Origin of the sequence: Streptomyces sp. NPDC047917, from assembly GCF_043204345.1 — a bacterium.
In the GTDB taxonomy this organism is placed as follows: domain Bacteria; phylum Actinomycetota; class Actinomycetes; order Streptomycetales; family Streptomycetaceae; genus Streptomyces; species Streptomyces sanglieri.
This window is the reverse complement of the sequence record NZ_JBIDCA010000020.1, coordinates 85,706-106,952: the sequence shown is the minus strand read 5'-3', so window position 1 is coordinate 106,952 and position 21,247 is coordinate 85,706. Positions and strand designations below refer to the sequence as shown.

At 69.1% G+C, this 21,247-nt stretch carries 15 protein-coding genes and 3 pseudogenes; 9 read left to right on the top strand and 9 right to left on the bottom strand.

Features of this window, described 5'->3' with window-relative positions; genetic code table 11:
- Window positions 1-368: 368 nt before the first annotated feature.
- Entirely contained in the window at window positions 369-1,037 is a 669-nt protein-coding gene (locus tag ACGF8B_RS38065) for an ATP-binding protein (RefSeq protein ID WP_392747149.1), read from the bottom strand.
- A 447-nt stretch (window positions 1,038-1,484) separates the two neighbouring features.
- A pseudogene (locus tag ACGF8B_RS38060) lies at window positions 1,485-1,772 on the bottom strand (hypothetical protein); the annotation flags it as partial.
- Between the two features lie 149 nt (window positions 1,773-1,921).
- Between ACGF8B_RS38060 and ACGF8B_RS38055 the strand changes: the two are divergent.
- Entirely contained in the window at window positions 1,922-2,440 is a 519-nt protein-coding gene (locus ACGF8B_RS38055) for a hypothetical protein (protein ID WP_392747071.1), read from the top strand.
- 200 nt (window positions 2,441-2,640) lie between these two features.
- On the opposite strand, the pseudogene ACGF8B_RS38050 reads toward ACGF8B_RS38055, so the two are convergent.
- Window positions 2,641-3,203, bottom strand: a pseudogene (locus tag ACGF8B_RS38050) (transposase); the annotation flags it as partial.
- Window positions 3,160-4,758, bottom strand: a complete 1,599-nt coding sequence (locus ACGF8B_RS38045; RefSeq protein ID WP_392747070.1) for an MFS transporter — start codon at window positions 4,756-4,758, stop codon at window positions 3,160-3,162. The gene ACGF8B_RS38045 and the pseudogene ACGF8B_RS38050, both read right to left, overlap by 44 nt.
- 371 nt (window positions 4,759-5,129) lie before the next feature.
- Here ACGF8B_RS38045 and ACGF8B_RS38040 point away from each other — a divergent pair, with 371 nt between their 5' ends.
- From ACGF8B_RS38040 to ACGF8B_RS38030, 3 genes are all read left to right on the top strand, one after another.
- Window positions 5,130-5,831: a TetR/AcrR family transcriptional regulator C-terminal domain-containing protein gene (locus ACGF8B_RS38040; protein WP_392747069.1), complete on the top strand. Its 702-nt coding sequence runs from the start codon at window positions 5,130-5,132 to the stop codon at window positions 5,829-5,831.
- Between the two features lie 182 nt (window positions 5,832-6,013).
- Window positions 6,014-6,766, top strand: a complete 753-nt coding sequence (locus ACGF8B_RS38035; protein WP_392747068.1) for a hypothetical protein — start codon at window positions 6,014-6,016, stop codon at window positions 6,764-6,766.
- A gap of 15 nt (window positions 6,767-6,781) precedes the next feature.
- Entirely contained in the window at window positions 6,782-7,759 is a 978-nt protein-coding gene (locus ACGF8B_RS38030) for a hypothetical protein (protein WP_392747155.1), read from the top strand.
- Window positions 7,760-8,011: 252 nt separating this feature from the next.
- Here the strand turns inward: ACGF8B_RS38030 and ACGF8B_RS38025 are convergent.
- From ACGF8B_RS38025 to ACGF8B_RS38015, 3 genes and pseudogenes are all read right to left on the bottom strand, one after another.
- Window positions 8,012-8,401, bottom strand: a pseudogene (locus ACGF8B_RS38025) (RICIN domain-containing protein); the annotation flags it as partial.
- Entirely contained in the window at window positions 8,398-8,631 is a 234-nt protein-coding gene (locus tag ACGF8B_RS38020; RefSeq protein WP_392747066.1) for a glycoside hydrolase family 95-like protein, read from the bottom strand. The pseudogene ACGF8B_RS38025 and the gene ACGF8B_RS38020, both read right to left, overlap by 4 nt.
- Before the next feature lie 212 nt (window positions 8,632-8,843).
- On the bottom strand, window positions 8,844-9,737 hold the full coding sequence (locus ACGF8B_RS38015; protein ID WP_392747064.1) for a phytanoyl-CoA dioxygenase family protein: 894 nt from the start codon (window positions 9,735-9,737) through the stop codon (window positions 8,844-8,846).
- A gap of 64 nt (window positions 9,738-9,801) precedes the next feature.
- Here ACGF8B_RS38015 and ACGF8B_RS38010 point away from each other — a divergent pair, with 64 nt between their 5' ends.
- Window positions 9,802-10,674, top strand: coding sequence for a helix-turn-helix domain-containing protein (locus ACGF8B_RS38010; RefSeq protein ID WP_392747063.1), 873 nt, complete (start codon window positions 9,802-9,804; stop codon window positions 10,672-10,674).
- A 948-nt stretch (window positions 10,675-11,622) separates the two neighbouring features.
- Window positions 11,623-13,374, top strand: coding sequence for a beta-galactosidase family protein (locus ACGF8B_RS38005; protein ID WP_392747061.1), 1,752 nt, complete (start codon window positions 11,623-11,625; stop codon window positions 13,372-13,374).
- Window positions 13,375-13,436: 62 nt separating this feature from the next.
- Here the strand turns inward: ACGF8B_RS38005 and ACGF8B_RS38000 are convergent, their stop codons facing one another.
- Both ACGF8B_RS38000 and ACGF8B_RS37995 read right to left on the bottom strand, forming a co-directional pair.
- Window positions 13,437-15,875: an RICIN domain-containing protein gene (locus ACGF8B_RS38000; RefSeq protein WP_392747059.1), complete on the bottom strand. Its 2,439-nt coding sequence runs from the start codon at window positions 15,873-15,875 to the stop codon at window positions 13,437-13,439.
- 147 nt (window positions 15,876-16,022) lie between these two features.
- Complete coding sequence (locus ACGF8B_RS37995; RefSeq protein WP_392747057.1) at window positions 16,023-17,459, bottom strand: RICIN domain-containing protein; 1,437 nt, start codon at window positions 17,457-17,459, stop codon at window positions 16,023-16,025.
- A 365-nt stretch (window positions 17,460-17,824) separates the two neighbouring features.
- Between ACGF8B_RS37995 and ACGF8B_RS37990 the strand changes: the two genes are divergently transcribed.
- The 3 genes from ACGF8B_RS37990 (at window position 17,825) to ACGF8B_RS37980 (ending at window position 21,228) form a co-directional block, all read left to right on the top strand.
- Window positions 17,825-18,808 carry a LacI family DNA-binding transcriptional regulator gene (locus ACGF8B_RS37990; protein WP_392747055.1) on the top strand — a complete coding sequence of 328 codons (984 nt, stop codon included), beginning with the start codon at window positions 17,825-17,827 and terminating at the stop codon, window positions 18,806-18,808.
- A 526-nt stretch (window positions 18,809-19,334) separates the two neighbouring features.
- Complete coding sequence (locus tag ACGF8B_RS37985) at window positions 19,335-20,261, top strand: carbohydrate ABC transporter permease (RefSeq protein WP_392747053.1); 927 nt, start codon at window positions 19,335-19,337, stop codon at window positions 20,259-20,261.
- A 4-nt stretch (window positions 20,262-20,265) separates the two neighbouring features.
- A complete protein-coding gene (locus tag ACGF8B_RS37980; protein WP_392747052.1) occupies window positions 20,266-21,228 on the top strand; it encodes a carbohydrate ABC transporter permease in 963 nt (320 codons plus the stop codon).
- Window positions 21,229-21,247 lie beyond the last annotated feature (19 nt).

Here is a 21,247-nt window from a genome sequence, read left to right as displayed (position 1 = left end):
GGGCGAGGCGTCGGGCTTCGAGTTCCTGGACCGCCGGGGACGTGTCCATGAGGGATGATCCCCTGATGGACAGAGTTGTTGATCTCGACGAGGTGGCTGTCGTTCTGGCTGACCGAGCCGCGGGCTGGATGGCGGCTGGACTTGAAGTGGGTGCGGTGACCTGGAGGGATGGGGAGGCGTCCTGGCCTCAGCCGCTGGAGACCGAGAGGGCTCGGGTCCGTGATCCCGATTCGGTTGGCGTGGTGATATCCCGTCCGGCGGAGGCCGTGCTGTCAGTCGTGCTGTTCCGCGGCGGCTGGGCCGATGTGGACTTTGTTGCTGACCTCGACGACGCTGGTTGCCTGCCGGCCTCGGGAATCACCTCGGCATCAGACTTCGGGACCCGTGTGGATCGATGGGTCACTCGTGTCTTCGGGAACCTCGGCAGCGGTCGATGAGGGCTGCGCCGCCTCGGCTCGTCCGGCCGCCTGCTGCTCGGCGCGGGCGCGGGTGGTGGCGGGGCGGTAGGAGTCGGTGCCGGTCTCGATGAAGTTGCCGCCGAAGGTGAGGCGGTCGATGACGGACGCACAAAGACGCGGGTCGGTGAGCGTCTTCGTCCAGCTGGAGAAGGACTCGTTCGAGACGATCGCCATGCTGTTCTCTTCCTCCCGCCCGCTCAGGACCTGGAAGAGGAGTTCGGCGCCGCGGCGGTCAGGTTCCATGTAGCCGAGTTCGTCGATGCAGAGGAGATCGACGCGGCCACAGCGTGCGATGGTTTTGGTCTGCTGCTTCTCGTCGGCGGCCTCGACGAATTCGTTGACCAGCTTCGTCGCCAACACGTACTTGTCTCGGGAACCGGCCGTCACAGCCTCGGTGCCCAGGGCGATCAGCAGATGGGACTTGCCGGTGCCCGATTCACCGATCAGGCGGAGGGGCAGTCCCTTCTCGATCCGTTCGCACTTGGCGAGGGTGTGGGTCACGGCCGCGTCGATGTTCGGGTTGGCATCGAAGTCGACCTTACGGAATGCCTTGCCACCGGGCGCGCTGCTGGATGCGATCCAGTTGGAGCCCGGCGTCGACTTGGCCGCGGTCACCGCCGACCAAGTCCACGTCGTCGTCCAACGTCTCCGGGACGCCGGCCAGCGGCGCGACGGGGACCGAAGGCCTTGGTCGTGCTGGAGACGCGGGTTACGTCGCGCCCCGCATCGCCCCCCGTGGCCGACCTGCCCGTGGAGGTTCTGGGCAGGCTTCGCTCGGACCGGGTGATGCGCAAGCCCGTTCCCGTTCCGGTGCCGTTGCCGTGCCGCTGCCTGCCGCAGGGCAGCCACCCGCCCAAGCGCGGCGGCGAGTTCGTCATCGGTCGGCCGAGACCTGGCGTGATCCAGATGCGGTCACCGTCACGGACACCGACGGTTGTGCGATGGCGACGGCGCAAGCATGGGACCGGCTGCATCCTCGGCTCACCCGCCGGGCGACATGGGGTGATCACGAAGGGTCATTGCCGATCATCGGGGGGGGGGCACCGTGACCGCCTGTCGGTCGAGAAGTTGCCCAGCGGTGGTGTGAACAAGCCCGTCTGGCTGTGACGGTTTGCCCACGTCGTAGCGGGTGGCGGGCTGCTGGTTCTTGGAGCCGAGGGGCCTGCCGGGGCCGGGCCGGTCGGGTTGGGTTTCGGTGCACGGGCCGGGCATGGCAAGTGAGCACGGAGGTTCCGAAACCCCCGCCGGACGCGGAGGTCCTCGGCGGGCGGACGGGGCCGGTCGGAGCCGGGTGTGCGCGGTGACGATCAGCCAACCGGGTCTCGGCGATCGCCAGATCGCGCCATACGCCGGTCAGCCGGTAATGGCCGTAGGCAAGGCGGCGGCACCCGGCGGCTCCGGCTGCCCGGGGTTCCGGCGCCGGGCCGGGAACCGCGCCGGGTCCGCACGCGTCGGTCCAGAGCGTGAACGATCAATTGCCTGCGCTCTCCGATGGCCATGCCGAACTCGCGTCCGACCTGGGAGGTATCGTCTGTGACTATCCCTCCGTGGACCCGGTGGAGGCGCTGACGAGCCTCGTCGCGGACGCCGCCGGCGCCCTTGACCGACGTGCCACGCCGGAGGGGCGTCGGGAGCTGTCCGGCTACACGGTGCTCCTCCTTGCCACGTCCTGGTACGCGGCGTCCGGCCGGATCCTGGACAGGCCACTCCTCGCCACCTACGCCGACGTCCTCGACCGCATCCGGGCAGCCCTCGACCCGGCCGCGTGCCGCTGCCCGGACGGGCACCCGGACGACATTCTCGGCGACGACCCCGAGAGAATGGTCGAGTACGGGGTCAGCCTGCTGACCGCGGTCGGGCGGGAGGTCATCGCCAGGGACTACGAGCTTGAGAACGACGAGATGGCCGTCCTGGACTGCCCGGCCTTCCTGGTCGACCTCGCCGACAAGGCCGCCGTGGCCGTCCGCGGGGGCATCGATTAGCTCTTCGGTGAGATCGACGTCTTCTGCCTCGACGCCGCATTCCTCCCGGACGGCGGCCGTATCGACTTCATCGCCGTCCAGGAGACCCTCGCCCGCACCTGGGAGGACAACGCAGGGCCGGTGGGGCTGTGGTGCGCCTGGCGGTGGCTGTCCGGGCGGGTGGGGGAGGACGAGCGGATCGGAGTGCTGTGCCTCCGCCTCCGGGACGGCTGTTGGCCGCGGATCCGGGAGCCCGAGTTGCGGGTTGCCGGAGCGAGCCCGGCGTAGGCGGCGAGGTGGGCGGCGGAGGGGAAGCCGCTGCCGTCGCCGACCTCGATGAGGATCCTCGCCCCGGTCCTGATCCCGACTCCCGGCATCGAGATCAGGACCTGGGAAAGAGGGTGGGCCTCCAGCAGTTCTCGATCCGCCCGGCCAGGAGTTTGCGCTGGTCGAGGACGGCGGCAAGCGGGCCGGCCAGGCTCGGGACGATCAGCGCGGCCGCTTCGGTGCCGGGAGCCACCACGGTCTGCTCGTCCAGCACGCTGAATATGTCCTCGACCAGCCGCTCGGCCATCCGCGGCGCCTTCGGCCGCAGCAGCGTGACCAGCCGCCGGCAGCCTGCCATGCGGATCTGGGCGGGTGACCCGAACCGCTCCAGCAGGGCCAGGACAGCCGGGTGTTGCAACCGCGGGCCCAGGACCGGCACCGGCGACGGCATGAACCTCCTCTTCGCGTCTGTGTCACGCGGGGGCCCGCCCAAGGTCCGGAGCCGGGTTGAGGTCCGCCGGCCGGGTGCGTGAGGGGCGGAGCAGGCGGGCGACGAGGAGTGCTGCTCCGGCGGTCAGGACCGCGCTGAGCACGGCGGCGATCCGGAGCTCGTGAGTGAAGGCGTCGAAGGCCGCGTTCCGTAGAGCCTCGGCCGTGCCGGCGGGCAATGTCCGGGCGGTGTCGACCGCCCCACCCAGGGTGCCCTCGGCGGAGGCCAGTTGTTCGGGGCTGAGGTTCGCCGGGGCCCGGGATTCCATCTGTGCCCGGTAGACGGCAGTGCCGATGCTGCCCAGAATCGCGATGCCCAGTGCGCCGCCGAACTCCGCGGAGGTCTCTGCGAGGGACGAGGCGGCCCCGGCCCGCTCCGGTGGCGCGGCGGAGAGGATGACGTCGGTGACGACGGCGGCCACACCGGCGATGCCGAAGGATGCCACGGTCAGGGCGCACACGAGGTGGAGGATGCCGGAATCGGGCCTGATGAGGGTCAGCCCGGCGTAGCCGGCGGCCGCCACCAGCAGGCCGGCGGTCATGACCCGGGGCTTGCCGATGCGTGGTGCCATGCCTGCGGCCAGGGCGATGCCCACGGGCATGACGAGGAAGGTGGGCAGCGACCACAGGGCCGACCTGAGCGGGCCCATGCCCAGGACGAGCTGCATGAACTGCCAGTTGAACAGCGAGAATCCGACCATGGCGAAGGTGGCCAGGGCGTCGATGAGCAGGGGCACGTTGAACCAGCGGGTGCGGAACAGCGTGATGTTGATCATCGGGTTCGGGCTGGTGTGCTGGCGGTGCAGGAACAGGGCTCCCGCCGCCATGCCCGCAAGCAGGGAGCCGGCCCCGGCCCACCTGATTCCGTGCTCGGCGGTTGCTTTGATGCCGTAGATCACGGCGAGTACCGCTACCAGGGACAACAGGGCACCGAGCAGGTCGAAGTGGCTGTCCGGCTTCGGGTCACGGAACTCGGGCAGCAGTAGTGGCCCGAGGCACAGGAGCAGGGCCATCACAGGAATGTTGATCAGGAAGACTGAACCCCACCAGAAGTGTTCGAGCAGAAGGCCGCCGGTGATCGGGCCGACGATGGCGCCGCCCGCGAAGCCGGCCGTCCAGATGCCGACGGCGGTGGCCCGCTGCCGGTCGTCGTGGAAGAGGTTCCGGATCAGAGCGAGGGTGGAGGGCGCGAGCGTGGCGCCCGCGATGCCCATGAGCGCGCGGGTGGCGATCAGCATTTCCGGGCTGGACGCCCAGGCTGCCAGGGCGGAGGCGAGCCCGAAGGCGGCGGCACCGGTCAGCAGCACCCGGCGCCGTCCGATCCGGTCTCCGAGGGTGCCCATCGTGATCAGCAGTCCGGCCAGCAGGAATCCGTACACGTCCATGATCCACAGCAGCTCGGAGCCGCTGGGTCCGAGGTCGGCCGTCAAGGAGGGCAGCGTGACGAACATGACGGACATGTCCATCGAGGCCAGCACGCAGGGCAGTACCAGGACGGCGAGTCCAGTCCATTGCCGGGTTCCGGCTCTCTCGTTCTCGTGACTCACGTCGTGCGCTCCAGCTCCTGTGTCGGGTGACGGCATGGCGGTGGGGACGAATTACGTCGCACCTTGCGTACTTAGTACGCACGGCCGCGTACAGGGTAAACCTTCTGGGGTGACAGGGCGCAAGCGAGTTACGAAGCCGAGGATTGCCCGCCGATATCGGTGCTTCCGTCCAGGGTGCGATAGGATTTCGACACGATTGAGCGAGTGTGACGAAAAGAGGTGCGGCGGCAGTGGCGGAACAGGCAACCTGCGCGTCCTGTGGAAAGGGTCTGGAGCCTGCGGACCGGGGCCGCCCGAGGCGTTACTGCTCCCGGTCCTGCCAGGCACGGGCGTATCGAGCACGCAGGACTGCGGAGACGACAGAGCCGGACCTCGCCCCGGCGCGCCAATCGACGGTCGGCTCGCCGGTGGGCGACGACAGCGTGCCCCACCTGTCGGCCGAGCGCATCGCGCGGGCAGGGATCGGCATCGCCGACGCCGAGGGACTCGAAGCCCTGTCGATGCGCCGCGTCGCGACCGACCTCGGAGCAAGCACTATGGCCCTCTACCGGTACGTGACGTCCAAAGACGATCTGGTGGCCATCATGGTGGAGGCCGCACTGTCCGACGTCCCCCTGCCCGACACACCGCCACAGAACTGGCGGCACGGCCTCGAACGAGCCGCCCGCCGCGACTGGGAGCTGTATCACCGCCACCCGTGGATCCTGGCGAAGGTCCTGGTGACGACCCGCGCGCATTTCAGCCCCGCACTCGCGGCGGACAGCGAGAGCGCCTTCGCTTCCTTCGACGGCCTCGCCCTGGAACCTGCCGACGCCTTCCGCTACATGTTCATGTTCGCCTCCTACGTCCAGGGCGTGGCACTGACCTACGTCAGCGACGTAGAAGCCGAACGGCGGTCGGCCAACACCGCCCGCCGGAAGGGCACTTCCCCGGAAGTCGTACGAGCTCCGCTTTTTGCCCCCGGCGCCTATCCACGACTCGGCCCGGCGATGCGCGCGGGCGCCGACCCCTGGGATCTCGACGGCCTGTTCCTCGCCGGCCTTGCCGGAGTCCTGGACGGCATCGAGGCCGATCTCACCCGGCGCGGCCTCACGGGTCGCTCGGGCTAGGACCTGCGGCACGCCCCACCGCACTGGCCGGCCCCGGTCAGGGTCATTGGGTCCGGGGCTGCCGGTGCGAGGAGGCGGGCGACCCCGCAGTGCTGACCGGTCCGAGAGCAACTGCTGCCCGTTGGCGCGGGCCACGCCGCGGCGTGGAGAGGACTGGCCGGGCGCCCCGGCAACGCGTGCCCGTGTCCGAGAAGGTCATCAGTGTCACCGAAGGGCCCGGGATCAGCACGCAGTTGCTCGCCGTCGACCCGGCCGGCCGGTATCTGTACTCGGCGATCCGGGAGTACGACGCCGCCCCGGGCCCGGGCTTCGTCCGGCTCGATCTCTCCGTGCCCGGCGCGCCCAAGGAGGATCTCCACTCGATCCCCGGCCTCGATCCGTACGCGATCAGTGCCTCGCCGGACAACAAGATCTTCTTCGGTGGACGAGAGCCTCGGCCCAAGCTGAGCCAGTTCGACCCGGCTACCGGTGAGCTCACCGAGATCGCCGTCCCTGATCCGGACGTACCGATGATCCGCTGCCTGCTGGCCACGCAGGACAGGATCTACATCGGCACCGGCGCGTCGCTCGGCGCCACTCCGACCAGCACCAAGGCCGGACTCTTCGTCATGGACCGCGCCACGAAGAAGATCACATCGATCCTGCCGAAGGAGTTCACGGGGCAAGTGGAGGTTCGTGACCTCGGCCTCTACGACGGCACGCTGTACGTGTGCTCGACCACCGACGACGGTGCGGCGGTCGCGATGATGGACGCCGACGACCCCACCCGGTACACACTCGTGCAGAGTGAGCAGCACTTCCTGCGGCTGCCCCGCAAGCTCGGCGACAAGATGTACTTCAATGGTGCCGCCCTGATCGAGTTGACGTTGAGTACCCGTACCTTCCGCGAGATCAAGCCCGAGGAAGGGGACTTCGGTGAGATCTGGGGCCTGTGAATCCGCGACGGCAAGGTGATTGTCGTATCGGCCTTCGGTCTGATTTTTGAGGTCGATCCGGCCACGGGCTCGGACACCTCATGGGACCTGATCGAAGCAGGCGCCCCGATCGGGCCTCAGCTGGCGATGTCCATAGCCGCCGACACGCACAACGTGTACGTCGGCGGGACGAACTCGGTGGCACGGCATGATCTGCGCACCGGGAAACAGAGCAGGGTGCTGGCGACGAGCGAGGCCAAGGACATCCTGCTGCACCGGGGCACTGCCTACCTCGCCCAGTACAACGCGATCGGCCTCCTGGCGTACAACCCGCACACTGACGGCGAGTGGGCCCGCAAGCTGGCCGATCTGCCTGCGGAGCAGAACCGTCCGCACCAGATCGTCTGGGACGACCGGCACCGGCTCATGGTGATCGGACTGCAGTCCGACTACGAGTTGGGCGGATCGCTGATGACGTTCGACCCGAAGAGCGGCGCCACCACGGTCGCCGTCAACCCGATCGAGGACGACCAGATGATCCGTGCGGTCGTCGCGCACGAGGGTGTGGTCTATCTCGGCGGCCAGAACGTCTCCTCCACCGCCGGCACCCTGGTCGCGTGGGACCCGATCCGGAGGCGGGAGCTGTGGCGGATGACCCCGCAGTCCAGGCCCACCGGGATCACGGGGCTCACTGTGCTCGGCCGGCACCTGTACGTCATGTGCTACCGGGGCGACTTCTTCGTGATCGACCTGCCCACCCGCAAGGTGATCCACACCGCCCAGCACGGCGCCGTGGTGCCGAACTACGGCACTCTGCTCGCCGACCGGGGGTATGTGTACGGGGCGTCCAGCTCGGACTTCGTCCGCTACGACCGGAAGACGTTTGCGCGCACCGACCTGGTTGCGCTCGACGCGGACTGGTACGGCATCCCGCGGGCCGCAGTGGACGAGCGGGGCAGGTTCTACGCCATCCGAGACCGGAATCTGATCCGGATCGACGTCAGTCGCCGCTGAGCCAGTCGCGGTGACGCATGGTGCGTCCGCTGCCTGCCTTCCCGGTGGGGGCGGGCCGAATGCACCGTACGGAGAAGCCGGCCGGGCGAGCCCTTCCGGTGCGCTGGGCGCGTCGGCTCGTCGTAGGGGGACACCCGGCTCTCGCCGGGCGTCCCTCACGACCGGAGGGGCTACGTCGGACGTGCCGGACCCGCCTGCCGACGCGCCGCCACCGCCGGCCGGCGCCGCGTCGGCGGTCTGCTGCTCGACCGTCGCGCCGTTGGACGCCGAGCCCCCGGTCACGCCCGTCACCTTGCCGCTGCGGAGGCAGGTGATGACGACACGGCCGTCACCGGTGTCGGTGATCTTCCACTGCGTGTTCGTGTCGTGCAGCGATTGCCACTGGATGAGCTTCGCGCCGTCGGCCGACCCTCCGCCGCTGATGCCCAGCGCCGGCGGGGCGCTGCCGTGCGTGGTGTGGATCCCGTACACGCCGCCGCCGACCGGAGTGAACCGGAACTGCTGGTTCACCGCAGAACTCGGCGTGTACGGGATGCCCCCCGCACCCGCGGCCGTCGCGGCGCCCGGCATGTCCGTGGCCCGTCCCGGCTGGCGGTTGATCAGCCGGAAGCCGGTGTACCGCGTGGGCGGCGTGACCGTCACCGGCCCGGGGGAGGGGATCGTGTCTGCCGGCTCCAGTCGCCGTGGACGGTCGTGGTGGACCGGTCGGCCGCACTGCGCACGGTGGCGCTGGTGACCTTCCCTGACTTCCAGCTCATGCCGAGGCCGAGGCCGCCGCGGAGGCCGACGCCCGTGACCGAGTCATCCGCTGCCCACCCCTTGGGCAGCGCGGGCAGCAACTCGACGTTTCCGGGCCGGGACTGCGCCAACATCGCGACTCGCGACCGGTGCTCCGTAGTTGCCGTCGTTCTGGAAGATGCAGCCGCTTCCATAGCGGTACACGTCGAACATGTTGATGGCGGTGCCGACGTCGGCGGTGCCCGACGGGTTCAGTACGCAGAGCATGAAGACGTACGCCTTGTCCGCCTGCTTCAGCCGGGCCCAGCCACATGACCCTCCACGCGCTCGGGAGCGGATGGTCCTCCTACAGGCCGTCCCGGTCGTGCCAGTGGTTCTGCCACCGGGTGTCGATGGGGTCCGAGGCCGCCTGGTAGCGGATGTCCGTGGAGAGGCGGATCTGGCCGGCGGGGTCCTGATTGTCGAGGGACGCGTGGATGACGTGGGCGCTGTGCACCATGAGATCACCCGCGGCGAAGTCGGTGACGAGCCAACGGGAGTCGTACTCCTTGGCCAGGGCGGGCAGGTCCGCGGTGATCGACGCGGCGGGACGGCGCAGGCGGCCGGCGGCCTCGTCCGCCATGACGCGGTAGTGGCTGCCTTCGAGGTAGACGAGCGGGCCCCGGGCGATCGGGCAGTCGCCCAGCGGAATCCAGGAGGAGACGACCTGGTCGGTTCCTTCGCGCAGGTAGACGAGGTCGTAGTGGGCCTGCGTCGCGGTGCCGATGCCCGACTCGCCCGGACCGACGTGGCGGATGATCTTCCTGCGGTGCAGGTGTACGTCGCCGGTACTGAGCAGCCTTCGGAAAAAGGCGATCAGGTCCGGGTGCCGACAGAGGGCCTCGTACTCCCGGCCGGGGACGATCTGCCGGAACAACAGGGAGCGCAGGCGCCCCCGATCCAGCTCTCCGGCGGACGCGGCGAGGCCCTGGAGCGGATCGGAGCCCGCACGGGTCAGCCCGGTCTCGGCCAGCGTGGCGAAGTAGTGACGGCGGAAGTCCTCGATCGTCGTGCGTGCGAAGAATCCCGGCAGGTAGAGGAAGCCGTCACGGGCGAGACGGGCCCGGAGGGCGGGCGGGTCGTGGCGTTCGGCGTCCGGGACCGGTGTCAGGCGCCCGAGCCTGCGGGCGCTCGCGTCCAGACGGTGGCCGTTGGAGGTGAGGGCGGTCGGCAGAGGCCGGTTCAGCTGTCTCGTCTTCATGGAGGAATGGTCGAGCCCGGTGCTGGCAAGGAACAATGCACGGATTCCGAGGAAACTTGGACGATTGTCGACCGAGGTGGTGAGCGTGGCGGGGGGCGAGGGCGGGGCGGGTTCCTTGGCGGGCTACCGCACCCCGCCGGAGGGCGTGCGGGCGCTGGGGATCTTGGTGACCGGGGCCGGAAGGATCCTCGGCCAGCGTCGGCTCCAGGCCGAACGCACGCTGAACTGCTACGCCGGGGTGCTTGTGCTCCGGGGATCGGGGGTCCTGGAACTCCAAGGCCGGGGGCGGCACGACGTGCGGCCGGGGTCGTTCTTCTGGCTGCCTCCCGGGATCAGCCATCGCTACGGCCCGTCGCCGGACGGCTGGGACGAGTACTGGGTGCTGTTCGAGGGTTCCGCCGCCGCGGGTTACCGGAATCTCGGCTACCTCGGCGCGGAGCACCCGGTCGCCCCGCCCGCCGATCCCGACGAGGCCCGTGCGCTGTGCGTCCGGGTCCTGGACCTGCTCACCGGGCCCGAATCACTCGACAGCCACATGTCCGCCACGAGCTCCCTGCACGCGCTGATCACCGCGGTGGGCAGCGGCCGGCGGAGGTCCGTGGATCCGGCGCGCGCCCGACGCGACATCGGCCGCCAGGCCATTCAACTGCTCGACGCCGCCGACGGACCGGTACGGATCGGCGCCATCGCCCAGGAACTGGCCGTGTCCCGGGACACCCTCATCACAGCTGTCCGCCGGATCACCGGTTCCCCGCCCACGGTGTACCTGATGCGTCGTCGGATCGACCGGGCCAAAACCTTGCTGACCAGCACCGACCGATCCGTCTCGCTCATCGGACGGGACGTCGGATACCCCGACCCGGCGTACTTCAGCAGGCTCTTCACCCGCCAGGTAGGTGTCGCGCCCTCGGTCTTCCGCAAGCAGCGAAGACGCTGACGGCCGCCACGTACACCTTGCGGGGAGAGGACCCCAGGACCGTCAGCGTCGGGAGGAGGCAGCGCGTCGGGTACTGGCTCATCCGCTTCAGCGGCCGTCCGCGCACTCGCCGGAGCGCTCAGGCAGCGTCCGGGTCATGACCAGGTCCCTTCTCCACAGGGTCGCCCTGTTTCGCCACACGCCTGCTCGGCGAGCTGTCGCACCTCGTCGCGAAGGACACGCAGTTCTTCGCCGCACCATCAGGTGGTGATACACGGCGATCTGCTCAGGCGCGTCCCGTACAACTGTGGCGGGATGTCACCAGGAGCCAGGAGCTGTACTTGCCGCGCCGGGGCGCGTACCGATCGAGGCGCCGCTGACCGGACTCACCCGATGCGTGCCCGATGCGTGGTCCACTCCAGCGGCGAGCGTGCGGAACTGCGGATCACCGACGCCGAGGTGAAGGTTCTTGCTGAACTGCTACGGCTCGGAGCCGCCTTCATCGACACGCCGGGGACGGGCGCCAGTGCCCGTGACGGCTCTGGCAGCGTTGTTCGTCGTCCTGGGGTACGGGTTCGTCCGTACGGGACTCGACGGGCATAACGACGTCTCCGTGGGCGCCTCGCGTGAACGGTCCGTCGACGGACTCGTCCTGGCGGAGGACAAGGCGGGCGAGCCCCAGGGAAGCCACGGCAAGAGGGGCGAGGGCCGTTTCACCACGGCCGCCGGGATGCCGTGCCCGCCGGCCCGCAGCGCCGCCATGGCGGCGTGGCCCACGATGCGACGGCTGGGAGAGGACCCCGGGCCGGGCCGTCGGCATCCTCGCGTATCGACTCCGCACCGGCCAATCGATCTCCGACACCCGCCGAGGCTTGCCACCCGCAGCGTGTTCACGTAAACATAGCGGGATCAGGCTCTTCCTTCCACCGCGACAGCGCACCTAACCCCCAGCACAGGAGCATCCCGTACATGCCTCTCCTCCAGATCGACGACGGCGGCTTCACCCTCGACGGCGAACCGTTTCGGCTCCTGTCCGGCGGGCTGCACTACTTCCGCGTCCACCCCGGACAGTGGGCCGACCGGCTACGCAAGGCCCGGCTCATGGGCCTCAACACCGTCGAGACCTACGTACCCTGGAACCTCCACCAGCCGAGACCCGACCGTTTCCAGTTGGACGGCGGTTTGGACCTGCCTCGATTCCTCGAACTCGCCGCAGCCGAAGGTCTGTACGTGCTGCTCCGCCCGGGCCCGTACATCTGCGCCGAATGGGAGGGGGGCGGTCTGCCGTCCTGGCTGCTCACCGAGGCCGACACAAGGCTGCGCTCTCGCGACCCCCGCTTCCTGGACGCGGTGGATGACTACTTCGTCCGCCTTCTGACTCCGCTCCAGCCCCACTTCGCCTCAAGGGGCGGCCCCGTCCTCGCCGTCCAGGTGGAGAACGAGTACGGGGCCTACGGCGACGACACCGGCTATCTGGAGCACCTCGCCGACTCGTTGCGCAGCTGCGGGGTCGACGTCCCCCTCTTCACCTGCGACCAGCCCACCGACCTGGAACGCGGCGCACTGCCGGGTGTCCTGTCCACGGTCAACTTCGGCAGCCGCTCCACCCAGGGGCTGGCCGCCCTGCGGGCCCAGCAGCCGAAGGGTCCGCTGATGTGCACCGAATTCTGGATCGGCTGGTTCGACCGCTGGGGCGCCCCCCACGTCGTGCGCGATCCCGGCCATGCGGCACGCGAGCTGGACGAGCTCCTTGCCACCGGAGCCTCGGTCAACTTCTACATGTTCCACGGGGGCACGAACTTCGGGTTCACCAACGGCGCCAACGACAAGCACACCTACCGTCCCACAGTGACGTCGTACGACTACGACGCCCCGCTGGACGAAGCCGGCGACCCCACGGCCAAGTACGCGGCCTTCCGCGATGTGATCGCCAAGTACGCCCCCGTGCCCGACGGCCCCGTCCCGCCGTCCGGTGCCAAGCTCGCCCCGCGAACCGTGGCCCTGACCGAGAGCGCCGGGCTGCTGGCGAGTGCCGACGTGCTCGGGGCGGCCGTCGACGCACGCCGGCCTCTCACCATGGAGGAGCTGGAGCAGGACTTCGGCTTCGTCCTGTACGAGACGAGGCTGCCGTTGAAGGGCCCCGTGCTCCTGGAGGTCGAGCAGGTACGCGACCGTGCCCAGGTCTTCGTCGACGGACAGCCTGTGGGCGTCCTGGAGCGCGAGAGCCACGAGCACGCCCTGTCCTTCGTGGTGCCCCGGGCCGGCAGTACACTCGCCGTGCTCGTCGAGAACCAGGGCCGGGTGAACTACGGGCAGGGCATTCACGACCGCAAGGGCCTGCTCGGGAAGGTCCTCCTCGACGGCGCCGAGCTCGCCGGCTGGGCCAGCCGCCCGCTGCCGCTGACCGAGCCCTTCGAGCTCGGTTTCGGGCCGGTCCCCGCGGCGCCGGTGGGGCCGACCTTCCATCGGGGCACCTTCGAGGTGGCCGACCCGGCCGACACCTTCCTGCACCTCGACGGCTGGACCAAGGGCAATGCCTGGGTCAACGGGTTCGCGCTGGGACGCTACTGGTCGCGTGGCCCTCAGCGGTCTCTCTATGTGCCGGCTCCGGTGCTGAGCTCCGGAACCAACGAGATCGTCGTGCTGGAACTGCACGCCGCGCACCGCGCCCGTACGGTCCGGTTCCGCGGCACGGCCGATCTGGGTCCCACCGAGGAGTAGCCGACGGCCGGGCGCGAAAGTGCCGGGATCCGGTCCTCGGGCCGGATCCCGGCACTTCGGTGTCAGCCGTGACGAAGCTGCTGCGCGGCGGTGCCGTCGCAGGTCCGCTGGACGACGGCCGCACCGTCCGCGGTGGAGGCGCCGCCCACTTCCAGGCACTTGGCACTGTGCCGGGCCGTCAGCGTGAAGTCTCCGTCACCGACACCCCGCACCGCCCACTCCTGGTTGCGGCCCCCGTTGCAGGCGTACTGGAGGACGCCGGCACCGTCGGCCGTCGACAGATTGCTCACATCGAGGCACTTGCCGCTGTGGCGGGCGACCACGTTCACGTATCCGTCGCCGGCGGAACGGAGCGACCATTGCTGGTTGGTGCCGCTGTTGCAGCCGTACTGGACGACGGCCGCGCCGTCCTCCGAGCCGGCTCCGCCGACGTCGAGGCACTTGGCCGAGTGGCGGAAGGCCAGGGACCTCCATCCGTCCGGTGCCGTGCTCGGGAAGGTCCAGGACTGGTTGCCGCCGGTGGTCGGCTGATGGACCCCGACCGGCGCGCCGTCACCGGTCGAGGCGCCGGTGACGTCCAGGAGCTTGCCGCCGGCCACGTTGATCAGGGTGTTGTGGCCGTCGCCGGTGGTCGAGCGGATCCACTGCTGCGCGGTGGACGATCCTGGCGATGCGACGGTGAGGGCATCGTTGGAGACGGAGAGCGCCTTGCCGGTCTTGGCATTGGTGACGCGGTAAGCGGCGGTGTTGTCCCAGTCGGTGGCCGACAGCTTGGTGAAGGTCCACTGCTGTGTGGTGTCCGCCGGGGCGGAGGTGCGTTGCACGACGGTGTTCTTGCCGTTGGCGGTGACGACGGTGAGCGCCTTTCCGCTGTTGTCATTGAGCAGTTGGCGCGGTCTGCCGGTGGGCGCGGTGGTCGCCGCCGTGTCCACACCGGTGACCGTGGGCAGGACGAACGTGGTGACGGAGCCGGGGCCCACGTTGGCTTTGAGCGTCCGGCCGGTCACCGCAGCGTCGCCGTCACGGTGCAGATTCTTGGTCGCGTCGGTGGTCCACCGCTCGACGGGTCCCTCCGGGACTGTGCGGAAGCCGTCGAGGTTCAGGGTGACTTCGCGCTCGTCACCGGTCGGGTTGGTGTGGACGACGACCACACCCCCACCGTCCGGCCGCACCGCTGCCAGGGTCTGCGGGTCGTCGGTGTTGACGATGCGCGAACCGGGGCGGACGAAGCGGCTGTAGTTCGCCATCGCCCAGTACTTCTTGTTCTTGCGCAAGGGCTCGGTGGCCGCGTCCTCGGGGGTGAAATCGGTCTGGATCAGGCCCCAGTTCGAATTCTCCCGGCCCGGCGCCATGTTCTCGTAGTCCTCGACCGCCTGCCACAGGACCCAGGCACGCGGCTCCAGCTCCCGTATGTCGTCGTTGATGCGCTGGGCGAGGTCGAGCGCGGGGCTCATGTCGGTGAAACTCTGCGGGACGCTGCCGCCGATGTCGACCTCGGACATCCACAGCGGTGTGGTCTCGCCCTTGGCGATGTCCCGGGCTCCGGTGCGGCCGTTCGTCCCGTAGGTGTGAGTGTTGAGCCGGCCCACCGCCTTACGGACATCGGAGGCGTACGACTCCCAGTCGGAGCGGAACTTCCCCGGGTTCGTCTCGTCCATCGCGGCGATCGGGGTCTTCAGGCCCTTGGCGTCGAGCGCGGCGCGCAGCGTCGTGATCATCCGGGCCTGGGAGGCAGGGTCCCAGTGCGAGCCCTCCTGGCGGCCGCCGGCATGCCAGTAGTCCGTGTCCGGCTCGTTGACGGGCGAGAGGGAGTCGAAGGTGACTCCGGTGGCGGACTGGGCGCGCTGGAGGGAGCCGGTGAGGTAGGCGGCGAACCGGTCGTACTGGTCGGAGCGGAGGTTGTCCTCCCAGCCATTGGCGGCACCCGAGACCAGGCCGCTGTTGGTCATGAAGTAGGGAGCCGAGTTGGAGAACGCCTCGAAGGTGGAGGCTCCGCGTGCCTTGGCGGCCGTGAGCCACCAGCGCTGGTTGGCGTCGGCGTCGGGGTTCCAGTGATCGGCACGGTTCGGGTCCCACCAGTCGGGGGTCTCCGGGCCGGGCTGGTTCCAGTAGCCGGGGACGGCCGCACCGGCCCGCATGTAGGGGGTGGTTCCGGGGCTGTCGCCGCCGCCGATGTTGTAGCGGGCGATGGTGAAGCCGAGGCCGTCGGCGCCGTAGAGGGCGTCGGCGAGGGCGTTGCGCTGTGCGTCCGGCCAGTCTCCGGTGATGTTGGCGAACCAGGTGAGGGCGGTGCCCCAGCCCTGGAAGGACGGGTGCTGGTAACTGGGGTCGAGGCGTACGGTCAGGGCCGCGGCGGGGGCCTCCGCGGCGCTCGCGGACGACGGGCCCGGGCCCGCGGCGGCGAGGGCTGTCGCGGTGAGTGCCGTGGCGGCGCCGAGCGTGGCCAGGCGCCGGGGGAGCCGGCCCCGGGACGAGACCGATCGGTTGCGGGTGGGGAACACGACCTGCTCCTTCGAAGGGAATGGATGGGGTGAGCCGGATTCTCGCCACTGCGCCTCCTGGCCGGGGCCAGGAGGCGCAGGTGAGGCGGACGCGGGGCGGTCCGGGACGGTGACCACCCCGCGCCGGTCTCGCGGCGGGTGGCGCGGTCAGGCCGCCGAGCGCCACCACTTCTGGTTGTCGCCCGTGTTGCAGGTCCACTGCTCCAGGGCGGTTCCGTCGGCCGTCGACTGGTTGACGACGTCAAGGCACTTGCCGCTGTGCCGGGCGACGAGCTGGACGTAGCCGGAGACGTCGGTCGTCCGGATCTTCCACTGCTGGGAGGCCGTGCCGTCACAGGGGTTCTGCACAGCGAACGCGCCGTCCGCAGCCGAGGCACCGGCGATCCCGAGGCACTTCCCGCTGTGCCGGGCCATGATCTGGACGTAGCCGGTGTTCAGCTTCTTGAACCAGAAGTCCTGGTTCACGCCGCTGCCGCAGCCCCACTGGACCACCTGCGCGCCGTCTGCCGTGTCGAAGTTCGCCACGTCGGCGCACTTGCCGCTGTTGCGGGCGGCCAGCTTCTCCCAGGGGCCGCTCATCCCGCTCACGGTTCCCGCAGCGGTGTCGATGCTGATCTGAGGGGAGTAGTCCATGGTCATGGTGGTGCTGGTGGGGAAGGCCAGCGGCAGCCACACGTACTGGGAGTCGTTGGCCGTGCCTCCCATGGAATTGCCCCAGCGGTCTCCCATGTAGAGGTAGCCGGTGCCCTTGGTCCCTTGCACAGGCAGCACGTAGGCGGTCTGGCTGCGGTAGGTCGTCGGGTCCCCGACGTCCTTCAGGTCGCTCCAGGTGCCCGTGACGCTGTCGGCGGTGGCGTACTTCTGCTGGTTCGGGGACCATCCGGTGGCGCCGGAGGTCAGGAGGAAGTAGACGTCACCCCGCTTGAACATGGCGGGGGCCTCGCGCGACTGTCCCGGCCACAGCTTCTGGACCTGTGACTCCACCGCGGTGTAGTCCGAGGTCAGCCGGTAGACGTGCAGGTCGGCGTTCTCGTTGGCGGCGGAGACCATGTAGCCGGTGCCGTCGGTGTCGACGAACGTCGTGATGTCCCGGGACATGTGGCCCAGGGGCCGGAAGCTGCCGCGCCAGGTGTAGTCGCCGTCCACCGTGGACGAGACCGCGACGGCGGCGCGCGCCTCCCCGTAGTCGGAGCCGTTCTCCTTGTGCATCCACATCACGAACTGCCGGGTCGCGTTGTTGTAGATGACCTTGGGCCGCTCGATGTTGGCCCGGTCGAGCTCCGGGTCGGAGGCCTCGGTGAGAACGTGGTTGCGGAACTCCCAGGTCTTCAGGTCGGTGGAGCGGTACGCGGAGACGTACCGGAAGGTGTTGTCGGAGTTCCGGTTCTCGCCGAACCAGTAGTAGTACTGGTCGACCTTGATCACACCGCCGCCGTGGGCATGCACGGGATCGCCGGCCGGATCGGTGAACTGCGTGCCGTTGGCGACGGTCACCGGGGCTGCGTGGGCGGTGCCTCCGGCGGTGAGCAGGGAGAGGAGGAGGGCGCAGAGGAACGCCATCGTCCCGGAGATCTTCAGTCGCATGTCGCGATACCTCGTGGTGTCTCATCGGACGGGTGTGGGGGTTCCGTGCGAACAGCACGACCGCTCTCGGGAGGGGGAGCGGTAGGCGTGGGAGGGACGGCCGTTCGGACCGTGTCGGGCACTGCCGTTCACGTAATGTTTTCGTAAACACGATGTAGCCGGAAGTTTGGGAGGGGCGTGGGAGCCTGTCAAGGATTCGGACGAAAGCGATCGAGGTTTTGACCCGGGATCCCTGTTTGCGTCAACATGGCTGGACGGGGCACGCCACGCGTGCGTCCTCAGAAACCTCGGGGAAGGAACGGTCGAAGGTGGCGAACAAGGCAACGAGAACGCCCCGTTCGCGCCCGCCTCGGAAGTGGCCCTCCATGGCGGAGGTCGCGGCGAAGGCGGGCGTGTCCTCGCAGACCGTCTCGCGCGTGGCCAACAACCACGACAACGTCGACGAGACGACGCGCGCGAGGGTGCTGGCGGCGATGCAGGAGCTCGGCTACCGCCCCAACGCGGCAGCACGCGCACTGGTGACGGGCAAGTTCGGGGCGATCGGCGTGGTCAGCTTCGACGTGGGCGCGCACGGCAACGCCCGTACGCTGGGCGCCATCGCGGACGCGGCGCGCGAGGCGGGCTTCTCCGTCAACTTCATGGGAATCCGGGCGCAGACGGAAGCCGCCGTGCGGCAGGCATTCCGCCACCTCATGCTGCAGTCCGTGGACGGCATCGTGCTGATCGAATCGCAGATGCTCGACACACCGTCGCTGCACCTGCCGCCCACGATGCCGGTGGTCGTCGCCGACGGCGACACCGGGCACCAGTATCCGAACGTCGACTTCGACCAGGTCCGCGGCACCCAGAGCGTGGTCAGCCACCTGCTGGAACTCGGCCACCGCACGGTTCACCACGTCAGCGGCCCGAGCGACTCGTTCGCCGCCCGACGGCGCGCCGAGGCGTGGAAGCGTACGCTCGTCGCGGCCGGCGCCCCGGTGCATCCCACTCTGCACGGGGACTGGACCGCCGAATCGGGCTACCTGGCCGGACGGACACTGGCGCAGATGCCCGAGGCCACGGCGGTCTTCGCGGCGAACGACCAGATGGCGCTCGGGGTCCTGCGCGCCCTGCACGAGGCGGGCCGGGACGTGCCGGGCGAGTTCAGCGTGGCGGGCTTCGACGACGTACCCGAAGCGCGCTTCTTCGAGCCGCCGCTGACCACGGTGCACCAGGACTTCGATGTGGTGGGCCGACACTGCGTGACCCTGCTGCTGGAACAGATCGAACGCCGCGGCAACGGCCTGCGGCGACTCGCTGTGGAACCCACCCTCGTGGTGCGGGCCAGCACGGCGCCTCCTGCCGTCTGACGGATCCAGGGCCCTGGCGGCGGCCCGTGTGTGTCCGCAGAAGCGTGGCGTACGTTCCGTTCTGCCACCGCGCACGGGTGTCCTTCCTGGCCTTCGCGGGGAAGGGCACCCCGGCTGCGTGAGGCTTCCTTGCGTCTCGTCCCCACCTGCTGTCCGCCCTTCATGGCGCACGCCCGGCCGGTCCGGGTGTGCGGCCTCTGTTCGGCATGCCTTCATACCGAATCGGTCTACGAGAGCACTGCCGCGGTGCGTTGGCCCGTACCTTTCAGGGCTGCCGCATCCGTTGTGAGCATCGATGCAGGTGGCACACCTCGATTGGCCGCCATCTCCCGGTTCATCAGTAAAAATCTCGCTTGATCGCTACGTCCTTGTGCTTGACGCCCATCTGGCGTGGTGCAACGATCAGGCCATCGATGATTACGTAAACATCAATCGTCGACGCGGCCGTCTTCCGGCCTTCCAGCCTGAGGCATCTGCTTTCTCCGCCCCGTTCCCGACCAGTCGGTCACCGACGCAAGGAACCACCATGACGCTCCTGACGACTTCTGCGCAGGCGGTCCCACCGCCCCGCCGACGAGCCCGTTTCCGTCGCCGGAAGGAGGCTTTGGTGGGCTGGGGTTTCGTCGGTCCGTTCGTTGCGGTCTTCGGCCTCGTGTTCCTCGCCCCGATCGGCTATGCGCTGTACCTGAGCGTCTTCCGGGACCGGCTCATCGGCGGCACTTCCTTCGTCGGCCTCGACAACTACGGTGAGGCGCTCACGGATCCCCGGTTCTGGGAAGGTCTGGCCCGGGTCGGCCTCTTCCTCCTGATCCAGGTGCCGATCATGCTGGGCATCGCTCTTCTCGTGGCGCTGGCCGTCGACAGCGGCCGGCTCTACGGGAAGAGTTTCTTCCGGGTCGCGGTCTTCCTGCCGTACGCCGTCCCCGCCGTCGTGGCCAGCCTGATCTGGGGCTTCATCTACGGAACCCGATTCGGCCTCGTCGGCAACATCAACGACACCTTCGGGGTCACGCTCCCCGATCCGCTCTCACCCTCCCTGGTCCTCGCCGCCATCGGCAACATCGTGACCTGGGAGTTCGTCGGCTACAACATGCTGATCTTCTACTCCGCGCTCAAGGTCGTCCCACGCTCGCTCTACGAGGCCGCGGCGATCGACGGCGCCGGTGAGTGGCGCATCGTCGCGTCGGTCAAGCTGCCGGCGATCCGCAGCGCGCTCGTCATCGCCACGATCTTCTCGATCATTGGCAGCTTCCAGCTGTTCAACGAGCCGAGCATCCTTCAGAAGCTCGCCCCCAACGCCATCACCAGCGACTTCACCCCCAACCTCTACACATACTCGCTGTCCTTCTCGGGCCAGCAGCACAACTATGCGGCGACCGTGGCCATCGTGATGGGCGTGATCACAGCGATCATCGCCTACACGGTCCAACTGCGCGGCATGCGGAAGGGCTGAGCCGATGACCACCTCCCTCACTACGGCGGCGGCCGAAACGGCCGGCCCCAGCGGCGCTGCCGAGGCAACCACCCCCCAGGCCACGACATCGAGACGCCGGAAGCGGCACCTGCACACCCCGCTTCGTCCCCGCCCCAGCATCCCGTTGACTCTCGTCACGGGCCTGGTCCTCGTCTACACCCTGCTCCCGCTCGCCTGGCTGGTCGTCAACGCCACCAAGGACCAGAACGGGCTGCTCAACTCCTCCGGTCTCTGGTTCGCCGACGACGTCAACATCTGGGACAACATCACCCGCACCCTCACCTACGACGACGGAGTCTTCGTACGCTGGCTGCTCAACACCCTCCTCTATGTCGCCGCCGGTGCGGGCGGCGCCACCGTCCTGGCCGTCCTCGGCGGATACGCACTCGCCAAGTACAACTTTCCCGGCCGCAGAGCCGTCTTCGCCGTCGTCCTCGGAGCTGTCGCCATTCCGGGCACCGCCCTGGCCGTCCCCACCTTCCTGATGTTCAGCAACATGGGTCTCACCAACACTCCGTGGGCCGTCATCATCCCGTCCCTGATCTCTCCGTTCGGGCTCTATCTGATGTGGGTGTTCGCCGCCGAGGCGGTCCCCACCGAACTTCTGGAAGCCGCGCGCATCGACGGCTCCGGCGAGCTGCGCACCTTCTTCAGGATCGCCCTGCCGCTGCTGATGCCGGGCACCGTCACCGTCCTGCTGTTCTCCATGGTGGCGACCTGGAACAACTACTTCCTCCCGCTGATCATGATCAAGGACCCCGACTGGTACCCCTTGACCCTCGGCCTCAACGCCTGGAACGCCCAGGCCCAGACCGCAGGCGGCGAGGCCGTCTTCGACCTCATCATCACAGGCTCCCTGCTCACGATCGTGCCGATCGTGGTGGTCTTCCTGCTCCTCCAGCGGTTCTGGCAGTCCGGCCTGGCCGCAGGCAGCGTCAAGGAATAGTCCAGCCCCCTTCTCCGCG

Bases quoted from the DNA above. Each gene is read 5' to 3' on its own strand.
- ACGF8B_RS37985 (WP_392747053.1), top strand. From the start codon at position 19,335: ATGACGCTCCTGACGACTTCTGCGCAGGCGGTCCCACCGCCCCGCCGA.
- ACGF8B_RS38005 (WP_392747061.1), top strand. From the start codon at position 11,623: ATGCCTCTCCTCCAGATCGACGACGGCGGCTTCACCCTCGACGGCGAA.
- ACGF8B_RS38045 (WP_392747070.1), bottom strand. From the start codon at position 4,758: ATGCCGTCACCCGACACAGGAGCTGGAGCGCACGACGTGAGTCACGAG.
- ACGF8B_RS37990 (WP_392747055.1), top strand. From the start codon at position 17,825: ATGGCGGAGGTCGCGGCGAAGGCGGGCGTGTCCTCGCAGACCGTCTCG.
- ACGF8B_RS37995 (WP_392747057.1), bottom strand. From the start codon at position 17,459: ATGCGACTGAAGATCTCCGGGACGATGGCGTTCCTCTGCGCCCTCCTC.
- ACGF8B_RS38020 (WP_392747066.1), bottom strand. From the start codon at position 8,631: ATGTTGGCGCAGTCCCGGCCCGGAAACGTCGAGTTGCTGCCCGCGCTG.
- ACGF8B_RS38015 (WP_392747064.1), bottom strand. From the start codon at position 9,737: ATGAAGACGAGACAGCTGAACCGGCCTCTGCCGACCGCCCTCACCTCC.
- ACGF8B_RS37980 (WP_392747052.1), top strand. From the start codon at position 20,266: ATGACCACCTCCCTCACTACGGCGGCGGCCGAAACGGCCGGCCCCAGC.